The 20,519-nt window shown below is 41.9% G+C and carries 24 protein-coding genes; all 24 read left to right on the top strand.

All coding sequences use genetic code 11. The features are described from left to right. The first annotated feature begins 460 nt into the window (after window positions 1-460). The 24 genes from T356_RS0113005 to T356_RS0112880 all read left to right on the top strand — a co-directional run bounded on the left by T356_RS0113005 (window position 461) and on the right by T356_RS0112880 (window position 20,399). Window positions 461-1,087, top strand: a complete 627-nt coding sequence (locus T356_RS0113005; protein WP_051563434.1) for a nucleotidyltransferase domain-containing protein — start codon at window positions 461-463, stop codon at window positions 1,085-1,087. A gap of 100 nt (window positions 1,088-1,187) precedes the next feature. Then, window positions 1,188-2,078 (top strand): AraC family transcriptional regulator, encoded by an 891-nt coding sequence (locus tag T356_RS0113000; RefSeq protein WP_026514853.1) that lies wholly within the window; start codon window positions 1,188-1,190, stop codon window positions 2,076-2,078. 53 nt (window positions 2,079-2,131) lie between these two features. After that, window positions 2,132-2,497 carry an ACT domain-containing protein gene (locus T356_RS0112995; RefSeq protein WP_026514852.1) on the top strand — a complete coding sequence of 122 codons (366 nt, stop codon included), beginning with the start codon at window positions 2,132-2,134 and terminating at the stop codon, window positions 2,495-2,497. Between the two features lie 816 nt (window positions 2,498-3,313). Then, window positions 3,314-3,751: a GNAT family N-acetyltransferase gene (locus T356_RS0112990; RefSeq protein ID WP_026514851.1), complete on the top strand. Its 438-nt coding sequence runs from the start codon at window positions 3,314-3,316 to the stop codon at window positions 3,749-3,751. 18 nt (window positions 3,752-3,769) lie between these two features. Then, complete coding sequence (locus T356_RS0112985) at window positions 3,770-4,342, top strand: chromate transporter (protein ID WP_026514850.1); 573 nt, start codon at window positions 3,770-3,772, stop codon at window positions 4,340-4,342. Further along, window positions 4,339-4,899 (top strand): chromate transporter, encoded by a 561-nt coding sequence (locus T356_RS0112980; RefSeq protein WP_026514849.1) that lies wholly within the window; start codon window positions 4,339-4,341, stop codon window positions 4,897-4,899. Before T356_RS0112985 ends, T356_RS0112980 begins: the two co-directional genes overlap by 4 nt. Before the next feature lie 80 nt (window positions 4,900-4,979). Beyond that, complete coding sequence (locus tag T356_RS0112975) at window positions 4,980-5,750, top strand: MBL fold metallo-hydrolase (protein WP_026514848.1); 771 nt, start codon at window positions 4,980-4,982, stop codon at window positions 5,748-5,750. Window positions 5,751-5,800: 50 nt separating this feature from the next. Then, on the top strand, window positions 5,801-6,298 hold the full coding sequence (locus T356_RS0112970; protein WP_026514847.1) for a hypothetical protein: 498 nt from the start codon (window positions 5,801-5,803) through the stop codon (window positions 6,296-6,298). A 137-nt stretch (window positions 6,299-6,435) separates the two neighbouring features. Next, a complete protein-coding gene (locus tag T356_RS20895; RefSeq protein ID WP_081777853.1) occupies window positions 6,436-7,632 on the top strand; it encodes a helix-turn-helix domain-containing protein in 1,197 nt (398 codons plus the stop codon). Window positions 7,633-7,667: 35 nt separating this feature from the next. After that, window positions 7,668-7,829: a hypothetical protein gene (locus T356_RS20890; RefSeq protein ID WP_242846613.1), complete on the top strand. Its 162-nt coding sequence runs from the start codon at window positions 7,668-7,670 to the stop codon at window positions 7,827-7,829. 330 nt (window positions 7,830-8,159) lie between these two features. After that, window positions 8,160-9,119 (top strand): D-2-hydroxyacid dehydrogenase, encoded by a 960-nt coding sequence (locus T356_RS0112955; protein ID WP_026514846.1) that lies wholly within the window; start codon window positions 8,160-8,162, stop codon window positions 9,117-9,119. 251 nt (window positions 9,120-9,370) lie between these two features. Beyond that, entirely contained in the window at window positions 9,371-9,868 is a 498-nt protein-coding gene (locus tag T356_RS19450) for a GNAT family N-acetyltransferase (RefSeq protein WP_051563433.1), read from the top strand. Window positions 9,869-10,046: 178 nt separating this feature from the next. Next, window positions 10,047-10,745: a suppressor of fused domain protein gene (locus T356_RS0112945; RefSeq protein WP_026514845.1), complete on the top strand. Its 699-nt coding sequence runs from the start codon at window positions 10,047-10,049 to the stop codon at window positions 10,743-10,745. 53 nt (window positions 10,746-10,798) lie between these two features. Next, on the top strand, window positions 10,799-11,569 hold the full coding sequence (locus T356_RS19445) for a hypothetical protein (RefSeq protein WP_051563432.1): 771 nt from the start codon (window positions 10,799-10,801) through the stop codon (window positions 11,567-11,569). After that, complete coding sequence (locus tag T356_RS0112935; protein WP_026514844.1) at window positions 11,550-11,939, top strand: hypothetical protein; 390 nt, start codon at window positions 11,550-11,552, stop codon at window positions 11,937-11,939. Before T356_RS19445 ends, T356_RS0112935 begins: the two co-directional genes overlap by 20 nt. A gap of 128 nt (window positions 11,940-12,067) precedes the next feature. After that, a complete protein-coding gene (locus T356_RS20510; RefSeq protein ID WP_051563431.1) occupies window positions 12,068-12,856 on the top strand; it encodes a DUF2185 domain-containing protein in 789 nt (262 codons plus the stop codon). A 12-nt stretch (window positions 12,857-12,868) separates the two neighbouring features. Further along, window positions 12,869-13,162: a hypothetical protein gene (locus T356_RS19435; protein WP_197020917.1), complete on the top strand. Its 294-nt coding sequence runs from the start codon at window positions 12,869-12,871 to the stop codon at window positions 13,160-13,162. Between the two features lie 32 nt (window positions 13,163-13,194). Further along, complete coding sequence (locus T356_RS0112915; protein ID WP_197020916.1) at window positions 13,195-13,839, top strand: hypothetical protein; 645 nt, start codon at window positions 13,195-13,197, stop codon at window positions 13,837-13,839. Between the two features lie 8 nt (window positions 13,840-13,847). Then, complete coding sequence (locus tag T356_RS0112910; protein ID WP_026514842.1) at window positions 13,848-14,309, top strand: WapI family immunity protein; 462 nt, start codon at window positions 13,848-13,850, stop codon at window positions 14,307-14,309. Between the two features lie 312 nt (window positions 14,310-14,621). Continuing rightward, window positions 14,622-14,807 carry a hypothetical protein gene (locus T356_RS20505; protein ID WP_026514841.1) on the top strand — a complete coding sequence of 62 codons (186 nt, stop codon included), beginning with the start codon at window positions 14,622-14,624 and terminating at the stop codon, window positions 14,805-14,807. Window positions 14,808-15,201: 394 nt separating this feature from the next. Next, window positions 15,202-17,241 (top strand): HelD family protein, encoded by a 2,040-nt coding sequence (locus tag T356_RS0112895; RefSeq protein WP_197020915.1) that lies wholly within the window; start codon window positions 15,202-15,204, stop codon window positions 17,239-17,241. Window positions 17,242-17,708: 467 nt separating this feature from the next. After that, window positions 17,709-19,250: an ATP-binding cassette domain-containing protein gene (locus T356_RS0112890; RefSeq protein WP_026514839.1), complete on the top strand. Its 1,542-nt coding sequence runs from the start codon at window positions 17,709-17,711 to the stop codon at window positions 19,248-19,250. A gap of 414 nt (window positions 19,251-19,664) precedes the next feature. Next, a complete protein-coding gene (locus T356_RS0112885) occupies window positions 19,665-20,210 on the top strand; it encodes a GNAT family N-acetyltransferase (RefSeq protein WP_026514838.1) in 546 nt (181 codons plus the stop codon). A 30-nt stretch (window positions 20,211-20,240) separates the two neighbouring features. Next, window positions 20,241-20,399 (top strand): hypothetical protein, encoded by a 159-nt coding sequence (locus T356_RS0112880; RefSeq protein WP_155839037.1) that lies wholly within the window; start codon window positions 20,241-20,243, stop codon window positions 20,397-20,399. The last annotated feature ends 120 nt before the right edge of the window (window positions 20,400-20,519 follow it).

Genomic DNA, 20,519 nt, shown 5'->3' with positions numbered 1-20,519 from the left:
AGGCATGTGTCTTGATCGTGACAGCGGGAAATATAGTTTTACAAAAATCCGCTGTCGAAAAGTAGGCTTGTGCCTTGATTGTGACAGCGGGAAATATAGTTTTACAAAAATCCGCTGTCGAAAAGCAAGCTTGTGTCTTGATTGTGACAGCGGGAAATATAGTTTTACAAAAATCCGCTGTCGAAAAGTAGGCTTGTGCCTTGATTGTGACAGCGGGAAATATAGTTTTACAAAAATCCGCTGTCGAAAAGCAAGCTTGTGTCTTGATTATGGCAGCGGGAAAAAACAGTTTTATAATAATCGCTGTTGAAAAGCAAGTATTGGCTTTAATTATGGCAGCGAAAAATGCAAATTTATAAATTCCGCCGAAAACTCGCTGCAATATATAGGGACATTGAAGAATCGGCGCTAAAACCGGTACAGATGAGGCGCCATAAATTTTTTTACGAAGGTGATGACTATGGATATGACTATAAACAGAGAGCAGAAAATAGTGGAGTACCTTAGAAATACATATAATCCTACTGCAATTATCAAGTACGGATCGTATGCAGATGGCAGTGCCAATGAGAACAGTGATTTTGATGCGCTTGTGATTGCCGGTGATTGTGAAAAGCATGATTCGTCCGCAGTTGTGGATACTGTTTTGGATGTCTGGATTTATCCGGAGAAAAAGTTTTTTTCCGAGTATGATCCGGGGAAGTTCCTGCAGGTGTTTGATGGCATTGTAATTCAGGATCAGAACGGAGTGGCAGAAAATTTAATAAGAAAAGTAAATGAGCATATAGACCAGACTTCGGCGAAATCTGATGATGAGATAGAGCAAGAAATTAAGTGGTGCGAAAAGATGCTTGCAAGAACTGTCAGAGAGGATGCGGAAGGCTATTACAGGTGGCACTGGCTTCTTATGGATAGTCTGGAAATCTATTTTGATATAAAGCATCTATACTATCACGGCCCGAAGAAGGCATTGCGATTTATGAAGGACAATGATCCGATGGCATTTGACGTATACTTACGTGCATTAAAAGAAATGAAGAGAGATAATCTGGCTCAGTGGATTGAGGTGCTGAAGGATATGAGATAAGTAGAAGCAGGACAGCCACCTGACAAATCTTCGCAAACGAGGAAATGTACCTATTACGGATCTCGTCCATAATGGATTGTGTAAGAGGGAGGACGAAAGCATGGAATGGATCGAAGCATTACAAAAAGCCATCACGTATATTGAGGAGCATCTTCTCGAGGAGATCAACTATGAAGATGTAGCAAGGCAGGTGCACACGTCGAGCTATGAGTTTCACAGGGCTTTCAGTTTCGTGACGGGCTTGACGGCCAACGCGTATATAAGAAACCGCCGCTTGTCTTTGGCGGGAAAAGAGCTCGTGGAGACCGATGCGAAGATCACCGATCTGGCGATGAAGTATGGCTATGAGACACCGGAAAGTTTTACCAAAGCTTTTACAAGATTTCATGGTGTTGCGCCCAAAACTGCCAGAGAAGAAGCCGGCAAACTTGTGCTTTTTAATCCGCTTACGATTACTATATCTGTGAAAGGTGGTAAGAGTATGGATTATCGTATTGTTCAGACAAAGGAAAAGAAGTTTATCGCATTGGTAAGGGAGTTCAGCAACGCTATTATCAACGACGAAGCCAACCACGATGTGGCTGACTTCTGGGGAGAGTGCAACAGTAAGCAGATGCTTTCTCCGATACATATGCTGAGAGAGGACGGGAAGCGCGACCTATACGGCCTTTGCAGCCCGACGAAGGAAGGAAAAGATACTTTTGAATACGGTATCGGCATCATTATTGATGAGGATACCAAAGAGTTTGATCAGGCAGATCTGGAGAAAAAAGGTTTCCGCATCTGGGACGTCAATCCCGGTACGTATGTGGTATTTGATTGTGTAGGCGAAGACGGCGACTGCATCGCAAAGACCTGGGTAAAGTTCTATAAGGAGTTTTTGCCGCAGATGGGCTATGAAGCTTCTGAAGAGACTGACTATGAACTTTACTATGACGGAACCAGGCCGGATATATTCTGCGAGCTGTGGATTCCGATCAAGAAGAAGTAAAAACAGCAATTTTTAAGTTTATGATTTTAAGTTTATGGAGGAAACGATTACATATGGAATTGAAAAGAATTGAGCATAAACTTACTGTTTGCAAAGTGGCAGAGTCATCCAATATTAACATTGATGCCCCTTTCTACTTTATCGGTAAGACTGATGAAGAGTTGTCATTGGTGTGCAGAACGGAGGATGCGCCACAAAACACGCTCGAGCGTGATGATGGCTGGAGAGGCTTTCGTATTCAGGGGGTTCTTGATTTTTCATTGATTGGCATTATGTCAAAGCTGTCCGGCATACTCGCAGAGCATAAAATCGGAATCTTCGCTGTGTCGACATATAACACGGATTATATTCTTGTGAAAGAAGAAAACTTTGAGCGAGCGTTGGACGTTTTGGCGTCTGAAGGGTATATAATAGTATGATATCTTAACTGAAATTACAGAAATCCGCACTTGCTGCGGATTTCGTGAGAAAGTGATTCAAGAGTCAACCAAGCCTCATCGACAAAGTCGATTCAAATTGGCTTGGTTGATGCATTCTTGAACTTTATGTTCAAGAATGTATGATATCTTAACTGAAATTACAGAAATCCGCACTTGCTGCGGATTTCGTGAGAACGTGATTCAGGAGTCAACCAAGCCTTATCGACGAAGTCGATTCAAATTGGCTTGGTTGATGCATTCTTGAACTTTATGTTCAAGAATGCATGATATCTTAACTGAAATCTATCGCAACTATTATTTTAGCAAATACTATTTGTAAGAAGTGAGTAAAATAAGTTGTCGGATTCAAGAGGTCATGATTAAAAAAGAAATGCGAATTTAAAGTTTTACGTTTAAAGTTTTGCTTTACGGAAAATAGAAGTGGAGATAAAGCGGCGGAAACCAGTGAATGTATGATTTTCGCCGCCAAAAAAGAAGCATTTTTTTAATTATGACAGCGAAATAAACGGTTTTATAAAATCCGCTGTTGAAAAGCAAGCTTTTGTCTTGATTATGGCAGCGGGAAATGCAACTTTATAAATTCCCGCTGTATTTAAGTTGAGTCCGGAAAGGGTACTATGAACATACAAGTTATCAGGGCGACGGAAACATGACAGCAGGCCGGTGCTTATTACGTCCGAATACATGGAATGGCAAAACAACACAATATTACGCTAAGGCGTGAGTTTGATGAACATGATAAGCCGGATACAAAATATATATGACAAAATACATTATAAAAGGAGAGGCAATTAAATGTTTGAAATAAAGGATTGTGAGGACTACGAAGTAGCAAAAAAGCTGATCAGGGAATATTCTGAGATAAAAGGCGCTGAGAGCTGCTTTGTATCATTGGATAAAGAGCTTGCTGATCTTGATACGTATTATAAAGGTGGAGCTCTTTTGATTGGATTTGAAAATGAAAATCCAATAGCGACTATCGCAATCAAGCATGTTGATAATGATACCTGTGAGGCGAAAAGGCTTTATATCAAGCCTGATTATCGAGGAAAAGGCTATGCAAGAATTCTTATGAATGAGATGCTGGACAGGAGCAGAAAACTTGGTTTTAAAGAAGTGAAGTTCACTACCAAGCCGGAAGTGATGAGTATTGGATACGGGCTTTATAAGCGCATGGGGTTTGAAGAAGTAGATTGTGCTGATGGCGTAGCTTCGATGAGAATGACTTTGTGATAACTTGGGGGCGTTAAAGTGTCTGTATTATTAGAATTATTTTTTACCTTTGCCAAAATAGGAATGTTTACCTTTGGTGGAGGCTATGCGATGATCTCACTCATAGAGAATATTTGCGTGGAGAATAAAAAGTGGATAACACATGATGAGATGATGACGATTGCAGTGATCGCGGAGTCTACACCGGGGCCCATAGCAATCAACTGTGCAACTTTTGTCGGATACAAGAAAGGTAAATTATCGGGAGCAATTGCGGCAACGCTTGGGATGGTGCTCCCTTCATTTATAATTATCTATCTGATCTCAAGATTCCTGAATCATTTTCTTGAGATAACCCAGGTTGCAAATGCATTTAAGGGAATCAAGATAGCTGTTGGAATTCTTATTATAGATGCTGCTATAAAGATGCTCAAAAAGATGAAAAGAGCTCCGATGCAGATTTCAATGGTCTGCTTTGCGGTGATCTCAATGATAGTGATCAATATTTTTTCACTTAATATTTCTTCGATGGTATTGATGCTCGCGGCTGCAGTTATTGGACTGATGGTATTTATGATAAAAAATACAGAAAAGGAGCAGGTGGAGAAATGATATATCTTGATTTGCTCATAGGCTTTTTGGAAGTTGGATTCTTTTCTTTTGGTGGAGCGTACGCTGCGATTCCGCTTATCAGGGATGTGGTTACGGCACATGGCTGGATGGATGAAGAAATGCTGACATACATGATTGCTATAAGCGAAAGCACTCCGGGGCCGATTATGGTTAATATGGCAACATATGTGGGAAGTGAAAAAGGAGGACTTATAGGCGCGGCTATTGCTACCACAGCGGTTGTGTTACCGGCTTTTTTTATCATTCTGCTGATCATGGTGGTTATGGATAAGTTCCTTCGGAACAGATATGTAAAAGCGGTTCTTAGTGGGGTAAAGCCATGCATTATCGGGATTATCTTAGTGACGGGTGCACTTATGCTCGTAAAAAACTGCGGACTATTATTAGGGGCTAAGGCAGATTTTCTCACAATAGTATTAACCTGTGTTATCGCGCTTATATATTTTGGCTCAAGGAAGGTTTTGAAAAAAGGCCTGAATCCTATCATGCTTATCTGTTTGTCGGCAGTGGTGGGGATTGTGGCATATTCATTATAGTAATTGTGATAATGATATACGGATTAAAAAAGTACCAAGCGGAGTATAAACGTGAGCTGATGTTTCGGGAGGAGCTTTGTATGGAAAAAGAATTGTTTATCAAACAGTTAAAGCCTTTTCTATATCTTTTGGATGAGGCGCACGAAGCGACGGGGTACATAGTTGTAGGCGATGAAAGAGTCTGCGTGATAGATACGATGAATGGTTATAATGACCTGCACAAGGTTGTCAGGGAAATTACAGACAAGCCGATCGTTGTTGTAAATACGCATGGCCATCCGGATCATATCTTTGGAAATGTGTACTTTGATGAGGTATACATGAATCCCAAGGATTTTGAAATGGCATCGTCTTTTTTTTATGAGCCTGAATTTGTGAAAATATGCAATGAGAAAGGCTTTTCTGTTCCGCCTCTTAAGCCGATCAAGGGCGGCGATGTGATAGATCTTGGCGGGAAAACACTTGAAGTATATGATCTTCCGGGGCATACTCCCGGCGGAATTCTGCTGCTTCTAAAGGAGGACAGGATTCTTTTCACAGGTGATTCCGTTAACCATCATTTATGGATGCAACTGGACGGGTGCCCTGAGATGAATGAATACGTAAAGGCCATTGATAAGATCATGTTCCTTGAAAAAGAGGCGGATGTGATACTCCACGGGCACGCGACAGGTTTTGACGACATATCGCTATTAAGGTGCATGAGGCGAGGCGCAGTTGAGATATGTAACGGCAAAACAGAAAATGACCAGCCATACAACTGGTTTGGCGGCGTGGCAAAACAACATCCGTTTAAGCTTGAAGACGGTAAGGAGTATGACCAGACTGTGAGCGTTATATGCTACCGGTAAGCGAGGATGGGGTTATAAGCATGATGTCATATATAGAAGGAAGGTAAAAAATGGATAACTTTATAGATGCACTATTGTCTCCCAAAACTGATAAAATCCCTGATGAATACGATTGGTTTGCACCGCTTATTGGAGATTGGGACTGCGATTATTATGATGAATTTAATGGTCAAAAAAGATATGTAAAGGGCGAGTGGCTCTTTAGAAGAGTGCTTGAAGGTGCGGGAATACAGGATGTTTTTATATTTCCGTCGCGTGATACCAAAGAAAAAGCGCCTCAGCCGGACGGTGAATACGGCTCTTCTTTGCGCATGTTTAATCATTTTGAGAATTGCTATGATGTTGTATATACATGCGATCACTGTATGAAGAGACTGCGTTTTGATAAGAAAGGCAATGAACTTGTTGGAAAGGTTCTGGATGAAGAGAATACCTATTGGATTTTTTCTGATATTACTGACAACAGTTTTACTTGGAAAAACGTAATGGTTTCTGATGACGGCTCTTACACTCTTGATTGTGAAATACACGGAAAGCGTGTGAAATGATCACGTTTTAGGGAGACATTTATTTGAAAAAGAACTATAGACACTACTGTCTAATGCAGTAAATACGGCAATTCCCGCTTTGTGTCGTGTTAATGCTGCTTTGGATTAAATTATCATGCAAGGGAAGGAGGTATCCCATGGATCAGAAGAAGATAGGCTTATTTTTAAAAGACTTGAGAAAAGAAAAAGGGATTACCCAGGAAGAACTTGCGCAGCTCCTTGGTGTGTCTTCTAGGAGCGTTTCACGTTGGGAGACAGGATCTAATATGCCGGATATTTCTCTTTTGTCCGCTATTGCTGATTATTACGATGTGGATGTGCGAGAAATAATTGATGGCGAAAGGAAAAGCGGGATGAATGAAGAAATAAAAGAAGTTGCCGACAAAATGGCGGACTACGCCGGAACGGAGAAAGGCAGTCTTTTCAAATGGGTAAGGATAATCAGCCTGATAGGAACAATGTTTCTGACTCTGGCAGTTGTGTTTCAGTGCATTGAATATGAGCCTAATATATTCAGGTTTGGGGCGGTTGTATTATCTTTTTTGGGATTGGTGGCATTTGCCATAACAACGCTTTATGCCAATGGAATATTGGAAAAACTTGCCGAGAAAAAACATTTTGCAACGGTTGTGCGAGTAATAGTTATTATGCTGATTGCGATAAGCGTAAAGTTTATTGTGATAAATGCGCTTGTTATCGGACTTGCTTTTTTTGAGGCTAGCCAGCCCTATGATAAGAAGTCGGGAATCGATAACTATGATAAAGAGTATTTGCTTGAAGAATACGGATCTGATCTTGATACAGGATTATTTATTTTTCCAAATGATGGCCAAAATGCTGTTTCTGTAGAATATGAATCGGCTCTTAAAACAGGAATGTTTGATACGGATGGATATATATTTCTTTCAGCCACATATGAAGATGATGAGTTCAAAAAAGAAGTCGAACGTTTGTCAGAAATATCTTGCACGGTGTTCGAATCAAAGCATGAGGATAGTGATTATCATATAGGAATTATCATATATGATACTGAAAGCTATAAGTTTCCTGCATATGTTGCATCGGACGGGTATAGTAGTGTTTATGAATATGCACTTATCGACAATGATAATAAGCGGATTATTTATGTATTATTATCATATCCTAATATAGCGAATGATGAAGCGGAGACGGTTCAAAAGGATTATTTGAAAAAAGATTTAAATGCATATGATCTGAAGAATGGATCTACACTTGAAAGATTTTCAATTTACAGTTTTGGGTTTTCAAAGGGAATTTGGAGTGAATATTCTCCCGAAGACGAGGGAAGAGAAACATCAGGAAATCCCAGGTAATCCAAAGTGAAAAAAGTGATCGGAGGAGCTTAGATATGCTAAATACAAGGGTAAAAGAATTTCTTGAAGAAAAAGGTTTTGGAGACAGGCTTACAGAGCATGCGGAGTCTATAGATACTGTTGAACATGCGGCACAGCAGATTGGCTGCACAGAGTCTGAGATTGCAAAGACGCTGTCTTTTATTGTGCAAGGCTGACTTCTTGCATCGAATAGAGAATGGTATTACGGGTATAGAATCCTAGAAAAAGATTTATGCACGCAGAAATGAGTGAATGTGGTAATGGCTTTACGGGCATAGAATCTGAGAAATGGATCTGTACACGTAGAAATGAGCTAATGTAGAAGTGACTTTACGGACATTAAAACCTTAGAATTGATCTGTACACGTAGAGGTAAGTGGATTTAGGAGTGATAATACGGACATAGAATCCATAAATAGATTTTGTACACGTAGAAATAAGAGAATGCGAAATGGCTTTTACGGATAAAAAGTTTGTAATTGATATACAAGGATGGGGATGGTTAGATGAAAGTAATTGTTTATAACAATGCATTAAAATCTCAACACAAGAATTTGATTAAAGAAACGGCAGAGCAAGTAGGTGCTGATGTATGTTTTATAGAATCTGAAGACAGCATTCCGGAGGAATTCGAGGATGCAGAAATCTTTTATGGGCCCGGATTAAAAACAATCGGAAAGAGCAAGCATATTAAGTGGTTTTGCGCGCCCTCTGCGGGGGTTGATTTTCTTTTAAAACCGGGTGTATTTGCAAATGAGGAATGCATCATTACTAATTCTGCAGGGGCATATGGAGTCAGTATTGCAGAACATATAGTCATGTTGAGTCTTATGTTGATGAGACAGATGCATGTCTTTTTCAGAAAGTCTATTTCGTGTGAATGGGGGAAACCTCTGCCTCAGAAATCGCTTAAAGACTGTAGGATTACAGTGCTTGGTACCGGTGATATAGGTAGTTCTTTTGCAAGAAGAGCGAAAGCGTTTGAGCCTAAGAGCACTGTGGGCGTGTGCAGGAGCGGAAAATGCAGCGAAAGTTCTTTTGACAAGATTTACAGAATTGATGAGTTTAATGAAGTGCTCCGTGAGACCGAATTGTTGGTTATGTGTCTTCCGGGGACTACGGAGACAGAAGGCGTGCTATCCAAAGAAAGAATGGATATTCTGCCTCAAGGCGCATATATTGTGAATGTCGGACGCGGATCGGCAATTGATGAAAGTGCACTTATAGAGAATCTTGAGAACGAAAAGCTTGCGGGGGCGGCGCTGGATGTGTTTGTAAACGAGCCGCTTCCGGAGGAGAGTCCTCTTTGGACTACTAAGAACCTTATCATAACTCCGCATGTGGCGGGCAATTTGACACTGGACTATACGCTGGATAAAAATGTTGAAATGTTCTGTGAAAATCTGGTCAATTACGCTGAAGGCAGGCCGCTTAAGCATGTGGTTGATAAGGTGCGCGGGTATTGAGGTAGTGTGCTGACTTTTGATCAACTATTTCACAAGTAATTTATTAAGTTGTCAACGTATCAGCACACTGTCTAGGTGTTTTTTATATCATAGGGAATTGCTTTCCTATGATATAAAAACGCTCCGCTATGGATGCGAACGATGCGCAGATGAATTATGCAAGCTAAAGCTTGCGCATCGGCGCGCAAAGAGTCGCGAGCGACTCTTTGTTATTGGCTATAATTGGAAAAACTCGTATTGGTAAATATGACATGATTTCTTTTAAAAGATTGAAAGCAGATGCGGCGGATATTGAGGTCGTAGCTAACATATATAATTCAAACAAGGAATTTTTGATTCATCATCTTGGAAAGGAACAAGTTTCGGAGAAATTTATTGTCCATGAGATACAAGATATGGAAGAACATGGATTTTGCTCGAATCTTATAATTGAGAATGGGAGCGGGATTGGCGTTATCGATTACATGCTTCAAGATGATGGATATGTCTATCTGTCTATGCTGATGCTTGATGTAGCGGCGCAGAGTTGTGGGAAAGGGAAAGCAATATACAGGCTTTTTGAGGAAAATATGCTCTCAGCCGGAGCTGTGAAAATCCGTATAGATGTTGTTGATGACTATGAGCCAAATGTGATTCCGTTCTGGGAAAAGCAGGGATTTGAAGCTAAACGAAGCGATGTACTTACGTGGGGCGACAAGAATTCGAGTGTTGTGGTGATGGAGAAGAAATTGACTCAGGGAGTGGGGTGATTGTTGCCACAAGAACTGACGTATCCGCTTATTCAGCCAAAGCTGATCGAGGAAGCGAAAAGACGCGGATTTTGTTGAAAAAGGACTGTGCGTGGTAAAATATAGAGAGAAGCGCAGATCAAAAAAGCTTTTTTAGCTCTTTTTGTGCGGTAGTTTTATAGAAAAAAGAGGAAAGAGTATGGGGATATTTGATAAGTTTAAGAAGAAAAGCGGCGGAGAAGATCCTTATCCGCTTTATTTGTATAAAGAAAAAGAAATTGAAGAATTAGAGGCGCATATTGAAAAAACGCTCGGATCTTTTGATAAGGTTTTTCATGAAATTATTTCGCCGGATATTCATCTTGATATTGCGATGTTACCGGCAACAGAAGAAGATCCGTATTTAAAACTTGTTACTATGGGAGCAGGGGCATATAAGATGAACGTTCCTTCGGAGCTTAAGGATTATAAGCTTGAATATGCGGAATATGTCATTCTTTTACCAAAAGATTGGAACATTGATTCGGGCGATGAAAAAGATTATTGGCCAACTCGTGCACTTAAGGATATCGCCAGATTACCCATCAATTCAAATACATGGCTCGGATACGGACATACTGTACAAGCTGATATAGAAGGAAAACCATACGCGGAGAATACAGGGCTTAACAACATTATGCTTGTAAATGCTGTTTCGACAAAGGGCGATCCGATGAGACTTACAATGTCAACGGGAAAGGTGGTTAATTTTTACCTATTGCTCCCGATTTATCAGGAAGAGTTGGAGTACAAGATGGAAAACGGAGCGGATGCGCTAGTGGATTTATTGCTTGAAAATGAAGCCGATCCTGATTTTCCTGTATTAAATCCTAATAGAGTAAGTGCAGTAAAGAGATAACTTAGTGTTGCTGTCATAAAATGGATCGACGATAGCAATAGGAGGCTTATCGGATGAAGCGTTATGAATACGGGAATCCCGATTCTGCAAATGTACTTGTTCAGCTGATCGGGGATCATGAAGTTTCGGGTATGGAAAAAGAAATTGCGCATATAAGAGATAGTGTCGGAGATGATTTCTTTTTGCTTGCCTATAAGGTTGATGATTGGAATCTGGAACTGTCGCCCTGGCAGGCATCTGCGGTGTTTGGAAAAGAGGATTTTGGAGGCGGCGCGGGTGAGACGCTAAAGGAATTGTTGGAGGAGCTTAGAAGTGACAATGTGCTGTCTGAGGGTGCGGATGATGAAGTACTGTCAGAGAAGGATAAAGAGTTTTTACTGCTGACAGGTGGAAAAGATGTTGCAGGACCCGCTTGTGAGAAAAAGAAATACTACATCGGCGGATACTCACTTGCAGGCTTATTTGCACTGTGGGCGGCTTATCAGACAGATCTTTTTACCGGAGTGGCAGCAGCTTCGCCGTCGATATGGTTTCCGGGATTTATCGAGCATATGAGAGCTGGCAAGATCAATGCGGACAGAGTGTATCTGAGTCTTGGAAATCGTGAGGCAAAGACCAGAAATCCCGTAATGGCGACTGTTGCGGATTGTATTGAAATTTCTTTTGACCTGTTGCGGAAGCAGGGCGTAGAGAGCGTGCTTGAATGGAATGAAGGAAACCACTTCAAGGATGCGGACATAAGGACTGCGAAGGCGTTCTCGTGGGTGCTGAATGGACCATTAATCTATGAGAAGGAGGTAGATTATGCATCTAATCGGAGTTAAGGATGGAAGCGGATGGACACTTTCCAGATGGGAGCTTACTTATAAGGTTGGCTGGGAACACATTAAAAAAGGTGTTTATGCTGGGTACGATTGTTATAAACATGTGGAAATTCTTGTGGCGGATTCGCCCGTGGGAATTGACAGCAAAGAAGATATTTTGAATATTCCCGAAAATATGAATATGGTTATTCGTGGACATTCGGAGATTATTGGGGTTCCGATAATGATCACGTTCTATAACCAGCTGAAGGCTGTTGATGTGAGCGTTGCGCAGTTTACGGATGAATTTATGGATGTCGACTACGAGAAGTTCAATCATTCGCTTTGCCAGTATATGGACAGTATTGAGCTTGCGATGTACAGGAAGTGAGCTGCGTGGCGAAGATATTTATATAAGGTAAGTGCGATGGGATTGATAAGTACTGAAAAGGGGATTATGAATTGTAGAGGGATTACAGCGCAGAGCAGGTAGTGGATTGCGTTTATAGAAAGAGTTATATGCATAGAGTATTAAAAGAAATAGAAAGTATCATTCATAAAAATATTGCAGAGGTCTTACCGAATCTGTCTTTTGACGAGCTGGAAGATGACGGCACTGTATTTTTGATGAATGGAAAAAACGGAACTGAATTTGAATGGTACGTCAACGAGAAACTGCCTGTATTTATGGCTTTTTACAACGATGAGGCCAATATGGGAGCGGCGAAGGCTACTATTTATGACGATGGCGGTGTTCTGCTTTATATCTATGATGAGCAGGGGAGCCATATAGCAAAAGAAATCAAGACTTACATTGATGTAACGAAAGAAGAACTGCTAAGCCTTGCAGTTGTACTTAGGAAAAATGCCGATGACAAGCTGATATGGGATAAGGCCATCGGAAGCATTGAGACCGATGAGATTCCTACGGAAGCTGAAATTGCGGAATTTAAAAGCAATGAACGTTTTTATGAAGAAATGATAAGGCGCAAGGCTTTGATGGGTAAGCTTGCAGTTGTTTCAAAGAGAATAACAGAGGATGGTTACCGTGTCGGCTATATGAAGCGCGAGGAACCCAGAGACGAAGAGGACAGTGGCTGGAGCTTTTGGGCAGGAAATGAAGACGAAGAATACAGCAATGCTATCGAGAATCTTGGCCTGTATCCGGTGTGGCATATTGCCGATGTGGATCCAACATTGATGAGCTATATAGACAAGCCGGCAGGAACTGCTTTGATCAGAAAATCTGATGATGAGTTTATTGATGATAACGGAGAAGATCCGGTCATTGGGAAGTGGAAAGAATAAGGGTAGAAAGATATGTCCTTTGACGAGAGCAAATTCGAGTTGCAAAAAGAGATTAAAACTTGCGATGAATGCGGAAGCAAATTCTATGCTTCAGCTTCGAAGATGCAGTCTTTGTGCCCTGAATGTGCATCGATTCTATATGGATATGAAAACTGCGATCATGTCTTTGAAAATGGTCGTTGTGTGAAGTGCTTCTGGGACGGAAGCCGGAGTGAATATGTACGTGAAATGGCTCATGAAACGGATAAAAGCGCGGAGCCGATAACGCTCGATGCAAAAGAACAGATTGGTAAAAATATGTCTTGAAAACCGCATGGGACAAAGCGAGAAGGCAAGAGATGAATTTGAAAAAGTTGCTTTTGAGAGTGAAAAACTTAAGGCGGATTACAGAAAAAGAATCGGATTATAGAAAAGAAGTACATCGTGATATGAATGAATATGATGGAAAACAGGTATGGGGCGCAATTCTCGAAGGCGGGAACAGACGCTATGCCTTTTTTAAAGAAATTTTTTCAGCAATGGGAGATTTCCAAAATGGCTACAATCTGTTTATCACTGATATTGAAGCCTGCGCCCAAAATGATGATGTATACGATAGACTCAACAATCCTGATAGAAGCGTGTGGATAAGCGGGCAGGAACTTACACAGATTGTTGATGAAGATGATTTTCAATGGATATGGGCTGTTGTGTCGGGATTTAGACAGGACGTTGAAGAAAAAGATGTGCGTAGCTATCCAAAACCATATGCTGACGGCTATAAGGGCTTTTGGCTCCCGCAGCTGTCAATGCAGCATCCCTTGGCTGAGTTTGAGCTTGTGGCGTGGGATTGTACTTTGATCTTGTTTTTTACAAGAAATTACGCACTATATCTTGAATTTATGAAACAGTTCCCCGATGCAAAAGACCTGCAGAAGTACAATTCAAAAACAGATGATGGCGAAGAGTATGAGAAATGGCTTGAGTCAAATGCTCAAAAATAGGAATAATCATGGCAAGTATAACTAATGTTGACGGAAATGTGAGCTTTTGCATAGCTTTGGGCAATATTTCCGAGAAAGCCAAAAATGAATATGAGTCTTGGCTAAGTGCAGAATTAAGCATTTGTTCTGAGACTATCAATATTACAATCGGGGATGACGCCGGTTTTATGCTCAATTTATTTGAGGCAAAAGAACTTCTGAATTGCTTGCAGGCACTTATTGATACTGATACTACAGGCGAAAAATCTAGAAAGCTCTTTTGTAATATTGAATCTAATTTCGAGATAAGAATAGAAGCGGTGCCGGAAGATAAGGTCGTTGAGATAGAAATATGGATAAACACAGCAAGTAGGACATTAGGAAAAGTTTTTGGTTACGATGAAGGAATTCGATTTGTTTCAACAATGAAGCAATTTGAAGACTTTGTTGAAAGATACAAAGAAGAATTGATGAGGACTATCAGGGAGTAGTGCTATAAGGAAGACATTTTTATATGTTTCTTGTTTTACGGCAAGTAGGAGGAAAATGAACAACACAAAAGGAAATGAAAGATTTGAAGTAATAGGCGGAGCAGATGGCCCTACATCCGTTATAGACCTGATCTGGTTCAAGGATATGATGAGAAATTTGATTTTGATGTAACAGAGAATGTAGAAGAAATCATTGCCAGACTGGATGCGAAGATAAAAAAAGAAAAGGAAATCGCCGATTCGATTTCGCGGGAAGTATTTGATATAGATTTCCATAAGTATGTCAAAAGTGAGAAAAATACCGATGACTCTATGCATATTCTGATTGAGAAGAATTATGGTTATCTTGGAGGCGGAGCGCAGGGAAGCAGAAAGTATATGAAGGAGTTTGGCAGGATTTCTAAAGATATATATAAGTATTATGGCGTGTCAGAAGAAGATATTCGCAATAAAACCGAGCGATATAAAAATCTGGTTACTGAATTGAGTAGGAAATAAGGAAAGGAAAAATCAAGCAAGCTAAATCTTGCGCACACCGGCACGCAAAGAGTTGCAAAGCAACTCCTCATTCCTGTCAGCAGTATTTCACAAACAGCCCGGCCACAAAGGGAGACATTCGGAAATTCGCTGTCTTCGGACGAGCAGGATGATTTTCAAAATTTACAAAAACAGGAAATGCCGACTTCTCTGAACAACGTGAAAAGAGGCATTTCCTGTTTTTGTAAATTTATGAAAATCACCGCGCAGACGTACACAGCTAATTTCCGAATGTCTCCCTTTGCGACCGGGCGTAACGAAATACCGCTGTACAAGTGAGGCGGATTTCATTACAATTTATATGCAGAATAAACGAAAGAAGAAATGTGCATGCGATGCATGTATGGAGAATTATATGGGAAATGAATTATTTGAGAATGAACAGGCCCATCTGACAAAGACCTATAATAAATTGCTGGACATCAAGAAAAATCTTGAGGAGCAGATTGCTGCCCTGAATGATAAAGCAGTTGAAGATAAAAATGATATTCGCGACAACATCCGTTTCGATTACGCAGATATAGAGACTACGATGGAGACCCTCGCTGAGATTGAGGTATGGAACCGTTACATCGATACCTACAATGTTGAGAGCAATTCTTTGGGCAAAAGACTCGAGACAGTCAATAAACTTCTGGAGTCGCCTTATTTTGCAAAGATTGAGCTCGTGTTCGAAGGCGAGAGTGTGCCTGAAAGCTACTACATCGGACGAGCTGCAATTTCAGAAAACGGCTATGACCAGATGGTTGTAGACTGGAGATCTCCGATTGCCGAAGTTTACTACAATCAGGAGAACGGGCACACAAGTTACAAGGTTGAGGACAGGACTATTCCTGTTGACTTAAGGCTTCGTCGTCAGTTTGAAATAAATAAGGACAAGCTTGTTTCATTTTTTGATACACAGATTGCGATTGAGGATCCGATGCTCCTTAAATCTCTTTCGCAGACCAGATCTGACAAGATGCAGGCTATTACGGCAACAATTCAGAAAGAACAAAATACAGTTATCAGATATCCCGATGTGCAGGTTCTTTTGGTGAACGGTATTGCAGGTAGCGGTAAGACTTCGGTTCTTTTGCAAAGGATAGCATATCTTTTTTACCAGAAGAGAAAGACACTTCGCCCCGAGCATGTATGTCTTTTAACCCTTAATCCAGTATTCCGCGATTATATCGACAATGTCCTTCCGGATCTTGGAGAGACCAATCCGCCGACTTTGACTTGGCATGAGTTTCTTAAGAAAGTGGGCGTTCCTTTTGCGGATAACGAATATGACGGCACAGGTGACGGAAGTTTGCAGAAGATCCATGATGCTTTGCTTACGCTGAGTCCCGAAGAGGATGATTTCTACAATATTACCCACAACGGCAAGACTGTGATGTCAAAGAGCGATGTGTTTGATGTGGTAAAAAGATTTTCCAAATTCCCGATGGGGGTTCGTCTAATCCAGACGGTTGCGGATGAACTTGAAGAGCGGGCCAAAAACATTCTAAGGACCAAAGATATTTTTAACGAGGATTCGGAGAGTGCGGCAGGATCTGATTCTGCTGAGGAAAACCGCATTGAAAATGACTTTGGCGGAGCGCTTAGCTTTATCAGGCGTTGTAATTTCGTCAACATCAAGCATGTTGCGCAGCGTATTCTCGGAAGCGAGTATATCACTGCTGCGGAGTGGATCTATACTAAGATGGAGCTTACAGGTAAGTGTGATAGAAATGTGCGTTATGTCATGATCGACGAAGTGCAGGATTACACTGAGGCGCAGCTCATGGTATTTAGTAAATTTTTCCCCAACGCGCGTTTTATGCTGCTTGGAGATGAGTTCCAGGCAATTAGAAAAGGCACGATTTCTTTTGACCGGATAAAAGAGATGTCAGAAGCGGCAGGAAAAGAATTCGTGGAGCTTCCGCTTATGACAAGCTACAGAAGTTCACCGGAGATAACAGAAATGTTCGCTTCGCTCCTTCCGCAGGAAAAGAAAATGATGGTCTCATCGGTAAAGCGCTCGGGAGAAGGGATTGTTGTAAAGAGCTGCGATTCTGACAGAGAGTACTATGAAGAGCTCAAGGCTCTTATAAATGAGTTTGAAAAGAAAGACGGCCTTACTGCGGTTATTTGCAGAAGCGGTTACAGTCTTGAAAAGATTGCCGGTGCGCTTGGCGATAAAGCACCGCAGCTTATTTCCGAAAGCGACAGTTTGCCAAAGAAAGGTGTATTTCTTATAGAGCTTGCACTTGCGAAGGGACTTGAATTTGATAATGTGATTCTGGCTGATGCTGATGCGGAAGCGTATCCTTCGGATGAACTCGGAAAGCACTGCCTGTATACGGCTGTATCCAGAGCAACGCAGCATCTGGCTGTTTTGGCAAAGGGGAAGCTTACGGAAAATATTTAAGGAATCCGATAGTTTGGAAAAAAGCCTTGAGCCTTCGGAAGAATTGTGGCTGAAGACTTAAAAAACCGCTTGCACGGCGGGCTTATCGATGTTAGCATGTAATAGTATAAAAAAAGAAAGAACGCGTAGCGTTTAGGTGAGGATATGTACATAAGATAATTAGTTTAGGTGAACACTATCAGTGATGATGAGGCTGCTTACGGCGGCTGTTTTGTGTACGCTTAATCTGGATTATCATGCATGTTTAGCCTATATGTAATGTGGGTCTATTTGTGTGAGTCTATTTTGCGTATGCAAACTAGGCTCATTTGTTTTGAGTAAAAACTCAAAACAAATGAGCCGTGAGGATGCGACCGATGTGCAGTGGAATATGCAAGCTAAAGCTTGCGCACATCGGCGCGCAAAGAGTCGCAAGCGACTCTTTGAAGATGTTTGTTGTACTCATCATCGTACTTCGGAGGAAAAATATGCTTAACGTAAAAAACTTAACTATAACGCACCGCAAGGATTTACGCGTCATTCTTGATAAATTCAATTTGACTCTAAACGACGGCGATAAGGCTGTGATAATCGGCGAGGAGGGCAACGGGAAGTCAACGCTGATGAGATGGATCTACGATCCGGAGATTGCAGAAGAGTACGCGGAGTGCGAAGGAGAGAGGATTCTCGGAAGCGAAGTTCTTGGCTATCTTCCGCAGGAACTTCCCGAATGTGCAAAAGAAAAAACACTTTATGAATACTTTTCTGAAGCAAGGAGCTTTTTTGACCGGACACCGAAAGAACTCTCGGAGATGGCGAATGAATTCCGGGTTTCTAAGGATTTCTTTTACGCAGATCAAAAGATGGGGAGCCTTTCAGGTGGCGAAAAAGTAAAGGCGCAGCTGATGCGTATCCTGATAGACGAGCCGACGGTGCTGCTTCTTGATGAGCCGTCAAATGATATTGACATAAGTACGCTTGAACTTCTTGAGAGGCTGATAAATGGGTGGAAGCACATAGTTCTTTTCATCTCGCATGACGAGACGCTTATTGAGAATACCGCCAACGTGATAATCCATATTGAGCAGATTATGCGTAAGACCAAGAGCCGCTACGTGGTCGTGAAGGATAACTACAGGCATTACATCGCGCATAGAGCGGAGGCTTTTGAGAGGCAGGAGCAGCTTGCGCTTAACGACCGCAAGGAAAAGAAGCTTCGCGACGAGAGGTACAACAGGATTCATGATAAGGTTGAGCGTGCGCTTTCAAATGTTTCGAGGCAGGAGCCGGGAGTCGGCAAGATGCTCAAGGATAAGATGCGTGCTGTGAAGTCGATGGAAAGGCGCTTTGAGAAGCAGGATGCGAACATGGCAGAGCGGCCTGAGCAGGAGGAAGCAATCTTTTTTAAACTGGGAAAAGAAAATTCGAAGATGCCGGCAGGCAAGACGGTTATTGAGTTTTCACTTGATGAGCTGGTGGCACCTGATGGTTCAAAGGTTTTGGCAAAAGCTATTTTTCTGAGGGTAAGAGGACCTGAGAAGGTATGCATTGTTGGAACGAATGGAGCCGGGAAAACTACGCTTCTTAGGCTAATCGCGGATGAGCTTCTTGCAAGAGGAGACCTACGGGTTCAGTATATGCCGCAGAACTACGAGGAGTTGCTTGATCTTGATATGACGCCTGTGGAGTTTTTGGATGATACGGGAGATAAGGAGGTTCGCACGCGCATAAGGACTTATCTTGGTTCGCTTAAATATACCGCAGATGAGATGGAACATCCGATTCGTGAGCTTTCGGGCGGGCAGAAGGCGAAAGTGTTGCTTCTTAAGATGAGTCTTTCCGATGCGAATGTGCTTGTTTTGGATGAGCCAACGCGTAACTTCTCGCCACTTTCGGGACCTGTTATCAGGAAGATGATAGCTTCTTTTCCCGGTGCGGTGATTAGCATATCGCATGATAGGAAGTATATTGAGGAAGTGTGCACGAAGACGTATTTACTTACAAGAGAGGGACTTGAGGAAACTAAATGAACACGGAATATTTGGATGAAACATATATATAATTCGTGGAAGATATGTACGGTGCGGGGAAGTGAATAAGCACCGTACAGAGGAGCAGCGTATGACGCGTGCGGTGCAGAAAAGTGAAAGAGCACCGCACAGAGGAGCGGCATAAGATATGTACGGTGCAGGGAAGCTAATATGCACCGTATAGGAATGTCGTGGAAGATATGTACGGTGCGGGGAAGTGAATAAGCACCGCACAGAGGAGCGGCGTATGATGCGTGCGGTGCAGAAAAGTGAAAGAGCACCGCACAGAGGAGCGGCATAAGATATGTACGGTGCAGAAAAGCTAATATGCACCGTACAGGAATGTCGTGGAAGATATGTATGGTGCGGGGGAGTAAATAAGCACCGCACAGAATTTTGGAGGACAGAATAGAAATGAAATACAACAAGATTATTAATTTAAAGAACGGAAGAGAGGCACTTCTTAGAAACGGCGAATTTGCAGACGGAGAGGCTGTTTTTGTGAATTTTAATGAGACACACGCGGAGACGGATTATCTTTTGTCCTATCCTGATGAAAATAGTTTTGATGCGCAGCAGGAGGCGGAGTTCCTTAAGGAGAAAACGGAGAGTCCAAATGAGATTGAGATAGTTGCAGTGGTAGACGGCGTGGTTGCAGGAACAGCAGGAATTGAAGCGGTTGGAGCAAAGTACAAGTTAAAGCACCGTGCAGAGCTTGGAATCGCTATCTTGAAGGAGTACTGGGGACTTGGGATTGGCAAGGCACTTATGGAAGCTTGCATAGAATGTGCTAAAGATGCAGGTTACACGCAGCTTGAACTAAATGTAGTTGCGGAGAATGAGAGGGCAGTGTCTCTGTACAAGAAGATGGGCTTTGTGGAATACGGCCGCAATCCCAGAGGTTTTAACTCAAGAGTAAGCGGGTATCAGGAAATTGTATATATGTTGCTGGAGTTGTGATTGCGAGGGCGACGGATTTCTGGGGGCTTTGTGGGAAAAGCCCTGTTGGAATTGCAGGAAATTAGAATACCAACAGGGGAGAAAAGAGCAGAGGACCTGTTGGAAATGAGGGGAGTTGGAATATCAACAGGGGAGAAAAGAGTAGAGGACCTGTTGGGAATGAAAGAAAGCGGAATAACAACAGGTTGAAAAAGTGAAAATTCCCTGTTGGGAATGCGGAAAATCAAGATACCAACAGGGAATCTAGGCGAAAATGCCCTGTTGGAAATGCAGGAAATCAAGATACCAACAGGGAATCTAGGCGAAAAT

The organism is Butyrivibrio sp. LB2008, from assembly GCF_000621565.1.
Classification (GTDB): Bacteria; Bacillota; Clostridia; order Lachnospirales; family Lachnospiraceae; genus Butyrivibrio.
Note: the sequence above shows the minus strand (reverse complement) of the source record. Positions and strands in the feature narration are given on the sequence as shown.

What these genes read in the sequence shown, in the direction of transcription:
- T356_RS0112890 (WP_026514839.1), top strand. Translation starts at nt 17,709, where the DNA reads ATGCTTAACGTAAAAAACTTAACTATAACGCACCGCAAGGATTTACGC.
- T356_RS20890 (WP_242846613.1), top strand. Translation starts at nt 7,668, where the DNA reads ATGCTAAATACAAGGGTAAAAGAATTTCTTGAAGAAAAAGGTTTTGGA.
- T356_RS0112955 (WP_026514846.1), top strand. Translation starts at nt 8,160, where the DNA reads ATGAAAGTAATTGTTTATAACAATGCATTAAAATCTCAACACAAGAAT.
- T356_RS0112980 (WP_026514849.1), top strand. Translation starts at nt 4,339, where the DNA reads ATGATATATCTTGATTTGCTCATAGGCTTTTTGGAAGTTGGATTCTTT.
- T356_RS19445 (WP_051563432.1), top strand. Translation starts at nt 10,799, where the DNA reads ATGAAGCGTTATGAATACGGGAATCCCGATTCTGCAAATGTACTTGTT.
- T356_RS0113005 (WP_051563434.1), top strand. Translation starts at nt 461, where the DNA reads ATGGATATGACTATAAACAGAGAGCAGAAAATAGTGGAGTACCTTAGA.
- T356_RS19450 (WP_051563433.1), top strand. Translation starts at nt 9,371, where the DNA reads ATGATTTCTTTTAAAAGATTGAAAGCAGATGCGGCGGATATTGAGGTC.
- T356_RS0112945 (WP_026514845.1), top strand. Translation starts at nt 10,047, where the DNA reads ATGGGGATATTTGATAAGTTTAAGAAGAAAAGCGGCGGAGAAGATCCT.
- T356_RS0112995 (WP_026514852.1), top strand. Translation starts at nt 2,132, where the DNA reads ATGGAATTGAAAAGAATTGAGCATAAACTTACTGTTTGCAAAGTGGCA.
- T356_RS0112885 (WP_026514838.1), top strand. Translation starts at nt 19,665, where the DNA reads ATGAAATACAACAAGATTATTAATTTAAAGAACGGAAGAGAGGCACTT.
- T356_RS0112970 (WP_026514847.1), top strand. Translation starts at nt 5,801, where the DNA reads ATGGATAACTTTATAGATGCACTATTGTCTCCCAAAACTGATAAAATC.
- T356_RS0112935 (WP_026514844.1), top strand. Translation starts at nt 11,550, where the DNA reads ATGCATCTAATCGGAGTTAAGGATGGAAGCGGATGGACACTTTCCAGA.
- T356_RS0112895 (WP_197020915.1), top strand. Translation starts at nt 15,202, where the DNA reads ATGGGAAATGAATTATTTGAGAATGAACAGGCCCATCTGACAAAGACC.
- T356_RS0112910 (WP_026514842.1), top strand. Translation starts at nt 13,848, where the DNA reads ATGGCAAGTATAACTAATGTTGACGGAAATGTGAGCTTTTGCATAGCT.
- T356_RS20505 (WP_026514841.1), top strand. Translation starts at nt 14,622, where the DNA reads ATGCATATTCTGATTGAGAAGAATTATGGTTATCTTGGAGGCGGAGCG.
- T356_RS20895 (WP_081777853.1), top strand. Translation starts at nt 6,436, where the DNA reads ATGGATCAGAAGAAGATAGGCTTATTTTTAAAAGACTTGAGAAAAGAA.
- T356_RS0113000 (WP_026514853.1), top strand. Translation starts at nt 1,188, where the DNA reads ATGGAATGGATCGAAGCATTACAAAAAGCCATCACGTATATTGAGGAG.
- T356_RS0112975 (WP_026514848.1), top strand. Translation starts at nt 4,980, where the DNA reads ATGGAAAAAGAATTGTTTATCAAACAGTTAAAGCCTTTTCTATATCTT.
- T356_RS20510 (WP_051563431.1), top strand. Translation starts at nt 12,068, where the DNA reads ATGCATAGAGTATTAAAAGAAATAGAAAGTATCATTCATAAAAATATT.
- T356_RS0112990 (WP_026514851.1), top strand. Translation starts at nt 3,314, where the DNA reads ATGTTTGAAATAAAGGATTGTGAGGACTACGAAGTAGCAAAAAAGCTG.
- T356_RS19435 (WP_197020917.1), top strand. Translation starts at nt 12,869, where the DNA reads ATGTCCTTTGACGAGAGCAAATTCGAGTTGCAAAAAGAGATTAAAACT.
- T356_RS0112915 (WP_197020916.1), top strand. Translation starts at nt 13,195, where the DNA reads ATGAATTTGAAAAAGTTGCTTTTGAGAGTGAAAAACTTAAGGCGGATT.